This window comes from Desulfuromonas sp. (assembly GCA_002869615.1).
Classification (GTDB): domain Bacteria; phylum Desulfobacterota; class Desulfuromonadia; order Desulfuromonadales; family UBA2294; genus BM707.
In genome coordinates this window covers 44,772-60,785 of the sequence record PKUH01000091.1, presented here as the reverse complement: position 1 = coordinate 60,785, position 16,014 = coordinate 44,772, and the positions used below count along the sequence as shown (strand labels likewise).

Annotated in this window: 15 protein-coding genes; 6 read left to right on the top strand and 9 right to left on the bottom strand. The window is 53.5% G+C overall.

The features are described 5' to 3' along the window. Positions 1–75: 75 nt before the first annotated feature. From C0623_08955 to C0623_08935, 5 genes are all read right to left on the bottom strand, one after another. Complete coding sequence (locus C0623_08955) at positions 76–1,437, bottom strand: hypothetical protein (protein PLX99617.1); 1,362 nt, start codon at positions 1,435–1,437, stop codon at positions 76–78. 252 nt (positions 1,438–1,689) lie between these two features. Beyond that, entirely contained in the window at positions 1,690–4,011 is a 2,322-nt protein-coding gene (locus C0623_08950; protein PLX99616.1) for a hypothetical protein, read from the bottom strand. A 393-nt stretch (positions 4,012–4,404) separates the two neighbouring features. Next, complete coding sequence (locus C0623_08945) at positions 4,405–4,995, bottom strand: DNA-binding response regulator (GenBank protein ID PLX99615.1); 591 nt, start codon at positions 4,993–4,995, stop codon at positions 4,405–4,407. Between the two features lie 186 nt (positions 4,996–5,181). Further along, positions 5,182–6,441, bottom strand: coding sequence for an MFS transporter (locus C0623_08940; GenBank protein ID PLX99614.1), 1,260 nt, complete (start codon positions 6,439–6,441; stop codon positions 5,182–5,184). Then, the gene (locus C0623_08935) at positions 6,411–7,223 is read right to left on the bottom strand and encodes a zinc ABC transporter substrate-binding protein (GenBank protein ID PLX99675.1); all 813 of its coding nucleotides are present in this window, start codon (positions 7,221–7,223) and stop codon (positions 6,411–6,413) included. The genes C0623_08940 and C0623_08935 overlap by 31 nt, the downstream gene beginning before the upstream one ends. Positions 7,224–7,429: 206 nt before the next feature. Here C0623_08935 and C0623_08930 point away from each other — a divergent pair, with 206 nt between their 5' ends. Together C0623_08930 and C0623_08925 are read left to right on the top strand one after the other, a co-directional pair. After that, positions 7,430–8,164 (top strand): zinc ABC transporter ATP-binding protein ZnuC, encoded by a 735-nt coding sequence (locus C0623_08930; protein ID PLX99613.1) that lies wholly within the window; start codon positions 7,430–7,432, stop codon positions 8,162–8,164. Positions 8,165–8,179: 15 nt separating this feature from the next. Then, positions 8,180–8,974 carry a hypothetical protein gene (locus tag C0623_08925; GenBank protein ID PLX99612.1) on the top strand — a complete coding sequence of 265 codons (795 nt, stop codon included), beginning with the start codon at positions 8,180–8,182 and terminating at the stop codon, positions 8,972–8,974. An 11-nt stretch (positions 8,975–8,985) separates the two neighbouring features. On the opposite strand, the gene C0623_08920 is transcribed toward C0623_08925, so the two are convergent. After that, complete coding sequence (locus C0623_08920) at positions 8,986–10,056, bottom strand: sensor domain-containing diguanylate cyclase (GenBank protein ID PLX99611.1); 1,071 nt, start codon at positions 10,054–10,056, stop codon at positions 8,986–8,988. A gap of 129 nt (positions 10,057–10,185) precedes the next feature. On the opposite strand from C0623_08920, the gene C0623_08915 reads away from it, so the two are divergent. Then, positions 10,186–10,764, top strand: coding sequence for a flavodoxin family protein (locus tag C0623_08915; protein PLX99610.1), 579 nt, complete (start codon positions 10,186–10,188; stop codon positions 10,762–10,764). A gap of 210 nt (positions 10,765–10,974) precedes the next feature. Here C0623_08915 and C0623_08910 read toward each other — a convergent pair whose 3' ends face one another. Beyond that, entirely contained in the window at positions 10,975–11,355 is a 381-nt protein-coding gene (locus C0623_08910) for a hypothetical protein (GenBank protein PLX99609.1), read from the bottom strand. Positions 11,356–11,373: 18 nt separating this feature from the next. After that, positions 11,374–11,616, bottom strand: a complete 243-nt coding sequence (locus C0623_08905) for a hypothetical protein (protein ID PLX99608.1) — start codon at positions 11,614–11,616, stop codon at positions 11,374–11,376. Between the two features lie 232 nt (positions 11,617–11,848). Here C0623_08905 and C0623_08900 point away from each other — a divergent pair, with 232 nt between their 5' ends. Together C0623_08900 and C0623_08895 are read left to right on the top strand one after the other, a co-directional pair. Further along, positions 11,849–12,334, top strand: coding sequence for a hypothetical protein (locus tag C0623_08900; protein ID PLX99607.1), 486 nt, complete (start codon positions 11,849–11,851; stop codon positions 12,332–12,334). 72 nt (positions 12,335–12,406) lie between these two features. Further along, positions 12,407–12,844 carry a hypothetical protein gene (locus C0623_08895; protein PLX99606.1) on the top strand — a complete coding sequence of 146 codons (438 nt, stop codon included), beginning with the start codon at positions 12,407–12,409 and terminating at the stop codon, positions 12,842–12,844. Between the two features lie 38 nt (positions 12,845–12,882). Here the strand turns inward: C0623_08895 and C0623_08890 are convergent, their stop codons facing one another. Beyond that, entirely contained in the window at positions 12,883–14,409 is a 1,527-nt protein-coding gene (locus C0623_08890) for a hypothetical protein (GenBank protein PLX99605.1), read from the bottom strand. A gap of 100 nt (positions 14,410–14,509) precedes the next feature. On the opposite strand from C0623_08890, the gene C0623_08885 reads away from it, so the two are divergent. After that, positions 14,510–15,898, top strand: a complete 1,389-nt coding sequence (locus tag C0623_08885) for a sigma-54-dependent Fis family transcriptional regulator (protein PLX99674.1) — start codon at positions 14,510–14,512, stop codon at positions 15,896–15,898. Positions 15,899–16,014 lie beyond the last annotated feature (116 nt).

The following is a 16,014-nucleotide window of genomic DNA, read 5'->3' as shown; positions in this document are numbered from 1 at the left end:
AGGGGAACCGGGGAAAAATTATTGAATAGCTTAAAGCAGGGGCCTTTCGGCCCCTGCTTTTTTAAGGCCGTTCTTTCAATTGCCGGGAGCCAGATAAATATGCAGGACGCTCATGTAGGCGTCTGCAGGAGCATCAGGGTGCGAGTCTGGTACCAGCAGGGTTTCAAAAAGTGGCCCTTCGCCATCCGGCTCCGCCGCCAGTTGTCCGGGTGAGGTGTCGAGACGGGTGTTTACCGGAATGTCCGGATCGGTGAAAAGCTCTTCTTCCGGTTCACTTTCGACGGCTGCTGCAACAATCGGGGCGATCTTCGTTGTACAGTCAGCAACCGGATCGAAACGAAGGGTGAGACGATACCAGCCGGGCTGGACCTGATCGTTCTTCACCATCCAGACGTAACCGTAGGTCAGACTGCCGGCTCCGTTGATTTCGGCCCCGAAGCGGAAGGTACTCTCTGAGTCGGCGGTAAAATAATTCTCCCAGACCGCATGATCATGCAGCGGCTCACCGACGACCCCGATACCGTCCCATGTTGCGGGTGGATCGGCAGAGTTATGATCCATTTTTTCAATTTGCAGGCGCGCGTGCGGAGAGTAGACAACCCGGCTTGTGGCCTCGCTGGCTGCCCCGGTTGCTCCCATGAACTCGGCATACTTGCCACCGAAAAGACTGATCATGTCAAAACCGGTCATGGTGTCCGGGGTGATATCCTGGGTCAGGTTGACTTCAACCCGGAGGACATCCTGGTTAACTGTCCATTGGTGTCCGGTGATGTTGTCACCCCACTTGGCATTGACATACTGTGTTTCATTAACACCATCGAGCCAGTCAGCCTGCCAGATCGAATCGGTCCCCTGTGCATAGGCTTCCTCGCCGGTAAAAGACATTGTCGTCATATCGAAGGCCGGGATCAGGTCATCCTCAAACAGCAAGGGTTGAGTTGTGATCTCCCCTGCAACGGCGTCATCGAAAATCATGGCAGGATCGGTGTAGACCGCCTCTCCGTCAATCTTGACCACAGTTGGCGTGCGCAAACCGGTATTTTCAAATATCGGGTATTCCGTATCGGTTTCGGTCACCACGAGACCACTGAGTCCACGACCTTCTGAAAACAATATCGGAACGGAGAGGTTGTTGCCCAGGCCCTCGACCCGCCAGATTCCGCTACCGGGAAGTTCCAGCACGCAGGTGACGCAGTTCGAACAGGGGCCTTCCGTGTCACCGAAGCGAGCAGTGACAACATAACGGTAAGTAAAACCGCCCTCAAGGGGACCATCACCGGTGACCCATTGACCATCTTTTTGCCAATCGCCGTGGATGAATGGAGGTTGGACGTCCGCTGCCAGCAGGTATGCGGCCTCTGGTGTTGGCGTGCTGCCATCGCTTGTGGCGTAGACATTATAACCTGTCGCCTCGGCGACGCCTTCCCAGTCCAGCACGTTGTAGGTGTCACCGGTATAACTTTGAATCGCCGGAGAAGGTAGTGCGCTTACCGAGGGTGAGGAAGAACCCCCACAGTTATTCAGAACCAAGCAAGCTGCACACGAAGAGAACAAGATCAAGAACACTTTTTTGTGCCATTTCCACTTTTTTTTGTTTGCTTTCATTGGCTTTTCCCTTTCTCTTTATTGCCCGAAAAAAAGTTATGGCAGTATGGGCGGGCAGCAGCCTCAAGGTCAGCTCACACCAATTCAGAGGCTTGCTACCGGATCCTGGATGACATTGTGTATAAACACAATGACTCGCCTCGAGTTGTCGGCATGCTGGACGAACGCGGCGATGTTGCTGGCCGGATTGTCGTCATCGCCGTCGGCACCGACTTCACTGCCGAGGACTCTTGTCCAAACCAGGTCGTTCTGGTCACCGTAGGGACAGAATTCGTCGAGACGCTCGACAAAGTCAACGCTCACACCCATAAAGGGATCCGCCCAACCGGCGTAGTCAGCCCACGGACAGTGGGAAATTTCCGCGAAGTCGGCATAGCCGTTGGCATGGTGACCGATCCCGCGGGGGGAGCCGATCGACCCGTCTCCGTACTTTAGATAGGCCATGCCGTGGGCGTCGAGGACGGCGTCGGGCTGGGTGATGGCCAGGGTGAATTTCTGCTTGACGCCGTCGATGTTGACGGTCACCGGCACCTCCAGCGTTCCTGACTTCATCAACGCCCGGTAGATAGCGATGTTTTCCATGGGTGAATCAATCGCTGCATCGACCAGCCTGGTGTCGATGATGGTGCCGAACTCATCATAGACATTCTCCTCGCTGGTCAGGACGATACGGCCGGACAGGTCACGCTTGATGGCAACAGCGGCGTTGATCCGGTTGACGACTTCATAGAGATGCTTGTCCATCTTCCCGGGGTTGTTGAGGTGTGAACGGACACAGTTCAGCCGGCCCATTTCTACCTCCATGACATAGTCTTCATAACCGATCACCGGGGCGCACTTGAACAGACCGTCCATGTATTCTTCAAGCATCATCGGAACCGTGTCCATTTCGATCGTCTGCGGTTCGCCGTTTTCATCAATCACGGTAATGACGATCGGTTCGGAGGCAACCGGCATGACACAGCCGAGGTCGTCCTTGAGCGGTACACCATTCTCATCCCGTTTCAGGACCCAGAGATCGCCGTACAGGTCCTGGGGGGAAACGTCGCCCAACTCGTTGATGCCGAGAACCGTGTTGATAAATACGACGGCATCGACCGAAAGAGGGTCCTCCTTGCCGGCGGCGGCTCCGAGTGCCGAGGCGGTCGTTTCGAACATCAGGTGCCGGGCGGCGTTGCCGGAAAGGATCTCCGGCATGTTGGCGTGGCCATCATTGCCGGTCTGGATGAAGGCTTCGTGCTCGGATATGCTGCCATCATCGGGGACATCCTGGATGATGTTGTGGATAAAAACGATCATGCGCCGGGCATCGTCGGCGTGACGGGAGAAGCCGCGGATGTTCTCGCCGCGGTAGCCATCGCTGGCAAAGACCCGGGACCAGACCTCATCGTTCTCGTCGGTGTAGGGGCAGTAGTCAACCGGCAGCGGATCCTCTTGCGCGTGAAACTGGACGTAATCGGTAAAACGTCCGGCGTAATCGAGCTCGGTCGCATGGAAGGCAACCGACAGATCGGCGTAGCCGTCGACCATGCCAACGCCGCGATCACGGCCTTCGGTGCCATCCCGCAGGTAAGACAGCTCACCAAGTTCCAGGTCGGGTCTGATCTCCAGCCACGGTGCTGGAATAACCTGGCCTTCGTCGCCGATTTTTTCGACGCCATAGCCAACCAGCTTGCCATGCACCATTAACGCCCGGTAAAGCGCCAGGTTCTCGCGCGGTGAGTCGATGGTTGACTCGACCAGTTCGCTACCGATGACGTTGCCCGCTTCGTCGAGGACGTCCTTCTCGGAAACGAGAATGAGCCGTCCGGAGAGGTCGGCTTTTATTTCAACGGAGGCGTTGATGTTATTGATCGCCTCCTCGAAAGCCCGGGCCATGGTGTCGGGGTTCTTGACCGAAGAGCGCACCATGTTGAGCCGCCCCAGTTCAACCGGGATGGTGTAGTCGATATAGTCGGGAACGACTTCGCACTTGAATTCCCCGTCCATGTACTCTTCGAGGCTCATCGGGACGGTATCGCTAAACCAGGTGACAGCATTACCTTCTTCATCCAGAACCTGCTCACCGTTTACATCGAGGAGCGGCAATTCGATCGGTTGGGAGGCAATCGGCTGTTCGCAGCCCTGCTCGTCTAATATCGGTACCCCATTTTCATCCCTTAACATGACCCAGAGATCGCCATACAGACAGCCCATCGATGAATCGTGGCTGGTCGATGCCGCCAGGGCCGGATTCTGCTCTGGTTGGTTGAGTCCGAGAACCGAGTTGACAAAGACCACCTGGTCGATGCCGATCTCGTTCTCTTTGCCGGTTGCGGCCGCGAGAAACGAGGCTGCGCTGTCGAGGGTTTCCGGGTTTAATGACGCTTCCGGTTCGCTGCTACTGCTACCACCGCACCCCGACATAAAGGCAAGCGCCAGTACGGCCGAAACCCATCTGAATAGTCTCCATGATCTTGACAACATGTTGTCCTCCTTTCTTCGATATGGCATCTTTCGAAAAATTGGATTGACGGGCAAGTTGTGTGCTGGATCAAGCAGTGCGATGAGATACCCGAATTCTCAAATAAACAATGAATCACCATATCAATGCTCTGTAAGAAATCCCTGATGCCTGCCTCCAGCCAATCTGGAAACATGCAACTATTATTAGCAAGTATTAACCAACGGGAGTCGTCCACAATCGGTCGTTCGGATTAAATTCTGGTGTAATTGTCAGCGGTCGGGGATAACCCGATCGGATGAGATGATTAGATCAGGACGGTTACGGGTCGTAAGAAAGTATGAGATGAAGCTTTTCTAGAGATTATTCTTGGCCCAGAGGACAGCCTGGACTCGGCTGTTAACATCGATTTTATTGAATATATTGTGCAAATGGGTTTTGACGGTGTGTGGGCTGATAAATAATTTATCGGCAATAAGTTCATTCGATGCCCCGGTGGCCAGAAATTGGATAATCTCCATTTCACGGGCTGACAGTGGATTCTCTGCCGGTTCCGGCAGATCTCTTCCTATGTAACTCTCCTGCAAGCACTCAGACATGATGCGCCGTGATATCCATAACTCGCCTGAGTTGATGGCACAGATTCCATTCAGCAGGTCCTCTACGGAATCGTTCTGGTATAGGAGTCCGCGTACTCCGTGACGAAGGGCTTCTTTCTCAAGCTCATACGCGTGCACCATGTTGAAAAGGGCGAAGTAGTTGTGCGCGAGCGTTTTCCATGGACGGGAATTGAAAACGAAATCCAGATCGGTTCGATCAAGGTGCTGGGTATCGATCAGGATAATTTTTTGCCCGAGCGGAATGCCCTGGTTGCTGACTGGAACATCATCAAGGGTTTCTGCCTGGAACCCTTGCGCGGCCGTACTGGCTTCGATGAAGCGGGCCATGAGTTCTCTTTCGAAACGCAATGAACCAACGACATAGATGTGACGCCCGCGGTAGGGGCAACTGGCACATTTGCCGGTATTCTTCAATTCCACCTGAAACCTCACAGTTGTAAGAAACCAGCAATCGGATGCTTTGATTCAATGTTAGCACCGTCTAATGACAGCGCAAGGCCCGATCTGTAATATTTATGAGATTTTCTTGTTAAAGATTTTCCCGGCCAGGAACCAGATTGCCGCCAAAACCTGCAAGCCGACCATCACTCCGAAACCGGCTTGATATCCGGCAATGGCATACCCCCCACCGGCCTGTTCCGGCCAGAAGTCAATGATGACACCGATGCCCCACTGTGCGGAGAAAGCAGCCATGAAAACCATCAAGTTGAGGGTGGTGTTGACCCGGCCGATCAGCCGGGTTGGAAAATGCTGGGCCAAAACAGCGTAAGGAAGGATGCAGGCCGCCCCGAAAAAGCCGAACCAGAGCCAGTAGACAACCGTCAGGGAGGGGTGTGGAAAAAGCATCAGGATCTGTCCCCCGAGGAAGATGAGCATCCCGGTTGCGGCGACGATCTCCGGTTTGACGCCCCGCTTGATCAGGCGATCAGCGATTGCTCCCGACAACAGGTAGCCGAGAATCATCGCGATCGCGACGGTGGACAGAATACTGGCAACGCTACTACGATCATAACCGGCGACATCATGCAGCCAGGGACCGGACCAGAGCCCGTAGATCGAAAGATAGGCACCCTGCGCAGTAAATGCCCACGGTGCGATTCGCCAGAAGGTCGGGTTGGACAGGACCTTTCTGATTCCGTGCAACTGTTCGGAGAGTGTTTCACCACTTTGTGACCCCTCTTTTTCCGGAACAATCAGGAAAATTATCACCGCCGCAATCACGGTCATGATCGCAACGACGGTAAAGACGCCGCGCCAGTCGGTTATTGTCAGGGCCGCTTCGACCGGGGTTGTTGCGGCCAGGGCACCAAGGCCGCCGGAGATCATCTGGACGCCGTTGGCGAGAGGCAGTCGTTCCGGTGGGAACCAGATTGCAAAGGCTTTGAACGCCGCCATCAGGCAGGCCGAAACACCGAGGCCGATCAGGGCCCGACCGAACATCAGTCCGGAGAGTGAGTTTGACTGACTGAAAATAAAAGCACCGGCCGCCGCAACCAGCAACAGGGCGGCTTCGACCCGTCGTGGACCGAACCGATCGAGCAGCATGCCGAGGGGCAGTTGAAATAGGCCAAAGGAGAGCAGGTAGACCGAGGTCAGCAGGCCGAGACTGGCCGGGTCGAGGCCGATGTCGCTTGCCAGGTTCGGAGCAATAATAGCGTTGACGGTCCGGTAGAGGTAAGAGAGGAAGTAGCCGAGGGCGAAAGGGAGGAACACCCGTAGAAGATGGCTCAGGTTGCCGGGCTTCACTTGTTGTCCTTTGCCGGAGAGAGACAATTAACAAGACTGTCAGCCATTCTGACCATTAATTGAAAATAGAGTTCCGGGCCGGGTTCAAGGTCGGCGCCGAGTGGATCAAGAACACCAACCCTGACCGGGGTCCCCTCAGTCAGGGTCTCGACCAGTCGGGGTTCGAATTGTGGTTCGGTGAAAATGCAGCTGACCGATGAATTGATAATTCTGTTCCTTAATTGTGCCAGCCGCCGGGCTCCGGGGCGGCGATCAGGATCGACAGCCAATGCACCGATTGGCGTGAGCCGGAACGACTCTTCAAAGTACTGGTAGGCATCGTGGAACACAATATAATTTCTATTTGATAAAGATTCGAGCAGGGTTGTCAATCTTTTGGCAAGTGCGTCAATTCGGGCAATCAGGGCTGCATGGTTAGCGCGATAGATGCGACTGTTTTTCGGGTCAAGATTGAGTAACCGGGCAAGCACCGCATCAGCAATTGTTCTGGCATTATCGGGGCTCAGCCAGATGTGTGGATCCTTCTGGGCGTGGGCGTGTGAATGTTCGTTTTTCTCCGGCTCTTCCCAGGCACCACCCTCTCGGGCCGGCAAGATTTTTAGACGGTCGACATCGGTGAGCAGAGTCAGAACCGAGTCTCTGCGGGCGCGACTTTTGAGTGGCCTGTCGAGAAACGTTTCGAGTTCAGGTCCGATCCAGACAATCAATGCGGCGTTTTGCAGCGTTCGCATTTCGGAGGGACGCATGTTGTAGCCATGCGGCGACCCGCTGGCCGAAACAATCAATTCCGGCTGTCCGACCCCTCTCATGAGGCTACTGACCAGAGAATGTACCGGTTTGATGCTTACGGCGACCAGGGCCTCGGCTTGGGTGAGACGCGGCAACAGAAGAGTGCTGCTGAAAAGAATCAGCAACAGAAGCCGCCGCTTATGATAAAATCGTCGTATTTTCAAAATGTTTACCCCGCTGATCAGCCAGTTTTTGGATTCAGCATTATGCCACGGATTTTTGCAATATGACAGTTGCCGCTGAAAAAAAGAGTCTGCTGCGGACTGAAGGCATTTCGGTTGTATTTCAGCAGCGGCGGGTTCTGCACGAGGTTGATCTGCAGATCGAATCAGGTGAGGTCGTGACAATTATCGGGCCGAACGGCGCCGGTAAGACCACCCTGGTTCGGGTTGCTCTCGGTCTTCTGAAGCCGACATCAGGCAGCATTCATCTCGATCCCGTGATCAGGGTCGGTTATCTGCCGCAACGATTTGAGGTTGAGCCGACTTTGCCGATCAATGTTGACCGTTTCCTCAAGTTGACCGGTGTTAGCGATGGTCAGCGGATCCAGCAGGCGCTCGAAGAAGTTAATGCCGGTCGGTTGCTGAAGACTTCCTTGCAAAGCCTGTCGGGCGGCGAGCAACAGCGGGTTCTGCTGGCCCGGGCCCTGTTGCGTAATCCGGATCTCCTGGTCCTCGATGAGCCGGCCCAGGGGGTTGACCTGCATGGCCAGGTCGAATTCTTTTCACTCCTGGAAAAGCTTCGCTCTGAGCGGGGTTGCTCGGTGTTGATGGTGTCACACGATCTGCACCTGGTGATGGCCGCGACCGATCGGGTTATCTGTCTTAATACGCATGTCTGTTGCAAGGGGACGCCGGAAATGGTGACCCGGAATCCGGCTTTCATTGAGCTTTTCGGTGAGGAGGCAGCAAAGAATCTCGCTATTTATGCCCATGATCGGGGCCATCGGCACGAGTTGTGACCCCGGAGAGATCGCATGTTTGAAGATTTTTTTGTCCGGGCACTGCTCGGCGGAGTACTGATTGCAATTGTTGCGGCACCATTTGGCGTCTTTGTTGTGTGGCGCCGTCTCGCCTATTTTGGTGATACGCTCGCCCATTCGGCCCTGCTCGGTGTCGCTCTCGGCTATCTTCTGCATATCAACCTGAACTTTGGGGTGATCCTGGTTTGTCTGCTGGTCGCCTGCATGCTTTATCTCTTTCAGCAACAAAAAACGCTCGCCGTGGATACGGTACTCGGCATCCTGTCGCACAGCAGTTTATCGCTGGGCCTGGTTGTGCTGGCGCTGTTTGAAACGGTGCGGATTGACCTGATGGGATACCTGTTTGGTGATATTCTGGCGATCGGCAAAAGTGATCTGATCTGGATTGTTATCTGCGGCGGCATCGCCCTGGTGCTACTTTTCGTAATCTGGAAGCCGCTTTTGCTGATTTCGATTCATGAAGATCTGGCCCGGGTCGAGGGTGTCCGGGTCGACCTGGTCAAGCTGGCGTATGTCTGCCTGCTGGCCGTGCTGGTTGCCGTCATGATGAAAATTGTTGGTCTGGTTCTGGTGACCTCGCTCTTCATCATTCCGGCAGCGACGGCGCGCAAGTTGTCGCGCACACCCGAGATGATGGCGCTGCTGGCCGTTCTGTTCGGTAGCGTGGGGGTTGTCGCCGGTCTTTTCGGCTCCTACCTGCTCGATACGCCAGCTGGCCCCTCGATTGTCCTGGCAGCGACGGGTCTATTCGTTCTGGTGTTTATTGTTCCGGGCAATGAGCAGGCCTAGATGGTCGCAGGTCAGGCGCCGGCAACGCCATTGCGACCATTTTCCTTGACCGCGTACATAGCCTTGTCGGCGAGGCGGACCAGTTCGTTTTTATCGTCGGCGTCAACCGGGAAGGTTGCTACACCAAAACTGGCCGTCAGGTTGATCGGGGTTTCATCGTCGGCCTTGAAGGGGTTCTCGCGGATGATATCGAGAAGATCGCCGGCCATCTTGATTGCTCCCTCCTTGTCGGTGTTGGGGAGAAGCATGACAAATTCATCGCCGCCGTAACGGGCTGCGAGATTGACGCGACGGGTGTACTTTTTAACCAGGGCTCCGATTTCACTGAGAATACGGCTGCCGACAAGATGGCCGTGGGTATCGTTGACCGTTTTGAAGTAGTCGAGATCGAAAAAAACGATAGAGAGGAAGGTACCGTAACGTCGGGCCCGTTCAAGTTCGTAATCGATCAGTTCGTTGAAATGGCGTGAATTATAAAGCTCGGTCAGATCATCGGTGATAATCAGTTCATTGATCTTCTCAAAGTAGAGAGCGTTCTCGATGGCAATGGCAACATAATCAGAAATCGTTGTCAGAATCGGCAGATCATTTTTGGTAAAGGTCCCTTCCTCTTCGGAATTGATCAGCTCGATGACGCCGAGAATCCGGTTTTTGCTTTTCAGGGGAACGCAGATGATTGATTTGGTGCTGTAGGAGGTCGCTTCGTCGACCTGGGAAGAAAAGCGGCTGTCTTCATTGACATTCGGAATCAGCAGCGGCTCGCCATGTTCGGCGACCCAGCCGGCAATCCCTTCGCCCTTCTTCAGGCGTAGCCCCTTCAACCTCTCGGCGGCCGGTGAGACCGCGATCTCAAAGGTCATTTCGCCGGTTTTTTCATCAACAAGAAGCAGTGACCAGAGCTTCGAATGGAGCAGAAGACTGACCTTCTCCATGACAACGTTGAGGACATCCTCACGACTCAGGGTCGAAGTCAACGCCTTGCCGATTTCGACCAGGGTCGATAATTCTTCATTCCGGCGCTGGAGAGTGCCGAGAAGCTCCCTGTCTGTTTCTGCCATCATCTTTTGTTTGTCACTATTCATTGAAGGTATGATTGGCTAATGCATTCAAATAGGCTAATATTACAGTAAAATTGAGCAATTTACGAGAAAAAAGCAAGTTGCGTTACCGTATTTGGTATTGAATTAACAGGCACATACAGGGAGGTTGAAATGAAAGTCGTTGCATTTAATGGTTCTGCCCGCAAAAAGGGCAACACGTCAATTCTAGTGGGCAAGACATTTACGGAGCTCGAAAAAGAGGGGATCGAAACTGAAGAGGTGTCACTGGCCGGCAGCAAAATTCAAGGCTGCATCGCCTGCTACCGTTGTTTTGCAAGCAAGGACAAGCAGTGTGCGGTCAGCGGCGACATTGCCAATAGCTGTATCGATAAAATGGTTGAGGCCGATGGGATTATTCTTGCCTCTCCGACCTACTTTGCTGATATGACGCCGGAAATGAAGGCGCTCATTGATCGGTCCGGCATGGTTGCCCGGGCTAATGACAACATGTTGCGACGCAAGGTCGGAGCCGCGATTGTTGCCGTTCGCCGGGGCGGAGCGATCAATGCTTTTGACTCGCTGAATCATTTCTTCCTGATTGGTGAGATGATTGTACCCGGCTCGACCTATTGGAATATTGGCATCGGTCGTGAGATTGGTGATGTCGAAAAAGATGAGGAAGGGGTTCAGACCATGCAGGCGCTGGGGCGAAATATGGCATGGCTGCTCAAGGCGTTGCAGGGGGTGTGAAGACTGTACATTTGCACAGGTGCCGATCAATATTTCGGCATCAAATAAATACGGGTCGCCACGTGGTTACGGGCGACCCGTTTTGTTATATTACGATCAACAAGACTTCTTCTTCCAACCTTTTAACGCTCCTTTCATTTGGCGCGCTTTGCAGATCCCTCCTCTGCGGCGCGTCTTTTTTTGTCCGGATCATTCCGTCGGTACTCTGCGCTATTGCATGCTGTCGAGAATCTCCAGTATTGACTCCGGCTCGGGACGGTCGGTGTGATCGGGATAGGCCTTCGCATCACGGATTATGCCGTCCATATCGATAATGAACCGGGCCGGCAGCGGCAACTCCCACGCCGAATTGCTGTTGAATTTCTCAAGGTCGATGCCGAATTCCCGATAAATATCCTGAAGCTCCTTCGGCAGTTGCCAGGCCAGGTTGAATTTCCGGGCTGCATTGTTGTCCTGGTCGTGCAGAAGGTTGAAGCGGATATGGTTCTTCTGAACGATTTCCATCAGGTATTCCGGCTTCTGGGGTGAGGCTGCGACCAGGGTCGCGTTGCGATTGCGAATCTCTTCAATAATGTCCTGCAGAGCTGACAGCTCCGCTTTGCAGTAAGGTCACCAGCCGCCGCGATAAAAGTGCAGAACAAGTGGCCCCCGGCTGAGGATTTTTTTTGCATCGACCATGTCGCCATAAATATTCGGCAGTATGATCTCCGGTGCCGGACTGCCGGCTTGCGGTATTTTGTCAGCCAGTCCGGATGCGGCCAGATCATCTTTGCAGCGTTTCATGACCTCTGCGATCTCTTCCGGCGGGTTGGATTTTGCTTTGATTGCAGTCAGATGCTCTTGCAGGTACATGTTGATCACCTTTTTGTTGAGATTGTAAGAACCAAGCGTTCATCGATATTATATTTACAGTCGCGTAGCTGCGCAGAGATTTTTTGCACGCTTGCGCATTCATTAAAATGAGGATAACTGATTTATCGTAAGCGTCAACCGCTTTGGAATCACTTCACAGTTCAGTTTGGAAAATGTTAAGATATCTCTCGCTTTGAATAACCAGTGAATTCTTTAATCGGGTTGGGCAACTATGCACCGGGTTTTACTCTATAGATATCTGCCGTTGGTCCTTCTGGTTTTTTTCGTTTGCGGCTGTGCCGCACCCAAGTCAATTGCGCCGGCCGGCAGTGCGGAAAAATCGGTTGAACAGGCAAAGAAAATTGATAAAAAAAAGGCTGCGAAGAAAAAAGTTGCAAACAGCAAAAAACGCAAATCGGCAGTGGCCGAGAAAAAGAAAAAATCCCAAGAGGAACTGCCGGCGGCTGGGACAGTGTCAAGTATAGAGGAAGGCCCTGCTGTAGTCGGGCGAATGATGTATCACTACGATTATTATCCGGCGACCGAAGTCTATTTTGATACAATCCGGCATCTCTATTTTTATCAGGATAAAGGACGGTGGATGATGTCAGTTGCCTTGCCGGTTGCGTTTCAGACGGAAGGCACAAGCGTTCGCCTCAAATTGAAGACCAGTAAGCCCTATACGTTGCACCGGGAACATCGTAAACTCTATCCGTAGCAAGGATGCGGATCGTTCTTTAATTCGGTGCTCTCAAGCCCGATTGTTTAAAGTGGAAACAGGAGGTCGCTTATGCGAGTTGGATTGTGGAAACCGGTCGTTTTGGTTGTGGCGGCATCGTTTGTTGTCTCCGGATGTCTCCTGCCACCCGGGCCGCACCGGAGCGCCAGGGTTGTTGCTTCGCCACCGACGCCCGCCAAGTCGGGGCCGCCTGCGCATGCCAAGGCTTATGGTCACCGCAGCCGGTTTACTTATCATTATTACCCGGATGCCCGGGTCTATTTTGATACTGGCCGGGGGGCCTATTTCTTTCTCAGAAACGGTGTCTGGGAAATGTCGGCATCATTGCCGACACAGCTGCGAATTGATCTCGGCGCCAGGGTGACGTTGGATATGGATCTCGATCGACCTTATCTCAGGTTTGAAGAGCACAAGAAGAAATATCCGGGGAAAAAGAAGAAGCATAAGGTGAAAGGTAAGAAGAAAAAAAAGCATGAAAAGGATGATTGATCTGAGGCGGGACCGTCATGCGCTCCAGTTTTTTTCGGCTATTTGGTTACGGAGAAAGGCTGACCGTTCAGTGTCATTTTACGATTTTTGAATTCGAACAGGGCGCGATAGCTTTTCCCTTCGTCGACCAGGGCTCCCTGGCGAACCAGCTTCTCGATTTGTTCGGTTGCGGCCTCCGCTGTCATTTTTTCAAACTTTTCATCATCAACATCCCCGAGTTGCCCGGCTTCTCGAGCCGAATGCATTTGTCCTTTGATTGATGAAGAGAAGAGGTTAAGCAGCAGCGGCTTGCTGATCTGAATATCGGTATTGGCCAGAATCGCCCCGAGCAGGTCGTTTATACTGTTGATCCTGGCTCCGGGCTGATTCTCAAAAACCACTTTCCCCTTGCTCCAGAATTCACCGTTCGGGCTGCTCATGTTGAGATAGTTGAGTCTGATCTCGGGCGATTTTTTGATCAACTCCGGCAACGCTTCGGTGTAAATGGCAAAAACCTCGGCGGCTATTTTCTCTTCCGAGACGCTGGCGACATGACTTTGAATTGTTTGCAGCTTTTTTTGAACTTCAAGGATCGTTGCGGCATCGAGGCCGGCGAAGTCAAGCTCGAGCCCGAGCGGGCCATAGATCTGACCGGTCGAATTGATCTTTTCAATACCGATAGCGATGGAGTATGAGACGTTTTCGTTGTTCAGGCTGGCGGAATTGCGAAACTGAAAGTCGCTGAGTTCGGTCCGGCTCCGGCCGCTGCTGATACTGATGGCTTCGGTATCCAACGTTATGTTACCGAGAAGCAGCCCGCCAAAATCCTCAAAAATTCGATAAGTCGAATGGATTTTTTCAGTTTCGACCCGGCCGGTCTCGCTGGAAATCCTGATTTTTGGAATGACTGTTTCGCCGTTGATTTTTTTGATTGATTTGTCAATGGTTGCCTGACCGGTCAGGCCCTGCCATTCGAATGCAAGTTCGTTTTTGCCGCTGCCGAATGTTTTTGCAAATCCCGGGATGTGGTAGGTTGATGTTCCGTTGCCGGCAAAATCGAAGCGGGCCAGTTCAATCGAATCGTAAAGTTCGGGACAATTTTCGAACAGATTACCGATCAGGCCGCTCGGCGGGTTGTCATGATCGACCATCGTTTCGACCAGCGCCGACATCGGCGCGTAGTGGAACTCTCCATCGCTGCTCTTGCCGATCGGGAAAGGGCCGTGCCATATATTGTGACGCAGGTGGATTTGCTCAATGGTGCCACCAACGCTGGCAAGCGAGATAGTTGTTTTGACGGTTGAGCGGAACAGCTGGCGATCGTAATCAGTGATCGAAATCTGCATCTGTCCCAGGTCGGCAACACGATCAAGGATCTTCGGTAGCTCCGCTTCAATGACCCGTCCGACCTGAAAGCTGCCAGCAGTTACCACGGCGCCAATGAAAATCAGAATCAAAATGATTTTTTTCACGAAATCCTCACTTTGGATGGAGCCAGTTTTGCCACCCTTGCCTCTACCGAATAATAGAGAGGGAAATAAAAGTGTCAACAGATTTCTCGAAAATAAGAAAACATCGGATGGCAAGCTCTTGAACTTGTAATATTAAGAGGTTACATTGGAGGGAGTTTCGGTAAGGGGATTTTTTATGAACCAACCTGGTCATGCTCAAAGTTTGCCGGCCCTGATGCCGGACCTCGTCGCGGTCCGGCATCAGGGCGGTCTCTGGAAGATTCGACAGGTGTCTGAACTTTTGGCGACCGCCCTCGGGCAGACCCGGGATGATCTGGTCGGGGCCTCGTTGCGGGATTCCTTCCGGCGGGTTGCGCCGCCGCTTTGGGATCTTGCTGACGAGGTCGTTGCCTCCGAGAAGACCCTTGATGATGTTCCGGTTCGGTTTGATGTGTCCGATACCGACCTGTTGCTCGAGGTCGCTCCCGGCGGACTCTCCGATGATTATAAGAGCCCCCTGGTGGCGTTCCGGTTTTACCGCCGGCAGGCCGGCGGGGTTCGCGATGAAGTCCCCTCGCAGCGTTTCGGCCTGGTTGGCGGCAGTCCGGGGATTCTTGAAGTTTTTCGCAAAATTGGTCTTTATGCCGCTTCTGATGCCGCGGTGCTGGTCACCGGTGAAACCGGAACCGGCAAGGAGCTGGTTGCCAGGGCTCTGCACGACCAGGGTGAACGGCGGGCCGGACCGTTTGTTGCCGTTAATTGTTCTGCTATTTCGGATGAACTTCTTGAGTCGGAGCTGTTCGGGCATGAAAAGGGTGCCTTTACCGGTGCCCTGAAGGCGCATCGCGGCCGTTTCGAGCGGGCCGATGGCGGGACGATTTTTCTTGACGAAATCGGCGACATGCCGATTGCGACCCAGGTCAAGTTGCTGCGGGTTATCGAAACCGGAAAGATAGAGAGAGTCGGTTCCGAAAAGGAGCTGCCGGTCGATGTCAGGATCATCTGCGCGACCAATGTTCCCCTTGAAAGTGCAGTCGGGGCAGGGCGCTTTCGTTCCGATCTTTATCATCGGGTCGCCGTTTTGCGCATTCATCTGCCCCCATTGCGTCAACGCATGGATGATCTGGTCCCGCTGATTGAGCATTTCCTGTTCCTGTTCAATCAGAAGTATCACAAACAGATAAAGCGCCTGACTCCCGAGGCGGTGACCTTGCTTCAGTCTTATCTCTGGCCCGGCAATGTGCGTGAGCTGCGCAATGTTCTTGAGCGGGTTTTTGTCGAAGCCGATGCCGAGGTGATCGGTGCCCGGGCCTTTGCCGAATGGGTCCGGGAACGCCAGGACTTCAGTCCCGGTGACTGGGGAGTGGCGACCGAAATCCGCACAACGCCGCCGCCGGTTATAGCTGATTATGATCCTCGGCACGACCATGTTGAGGAACGAACGATACTCTCTTCTGCCGCCCGGCAGACCACTCAGCCGGCCAACCTGACGGCCGAAGCTATCCATTCGGCCTATCGTCAAGCCAATGGCAACCTGGCCGCAACCGCCCGCCTGCTCGGCGTGCATCGGGCGACCCTCTATCGCTACCTGCGTAAGCTGCAGCTGTCTCGCGAAGATTTGTAAACAGTAAACTTTTTTTGCAAGCCTCCCTTCCTTGCCGTAGTGTCGCAAGTGAATTAAGTGTCGCAAGTGTGCGACGCTTGTGACGTCTCATGTTTTTGTGAAAAATCAGCACTCAT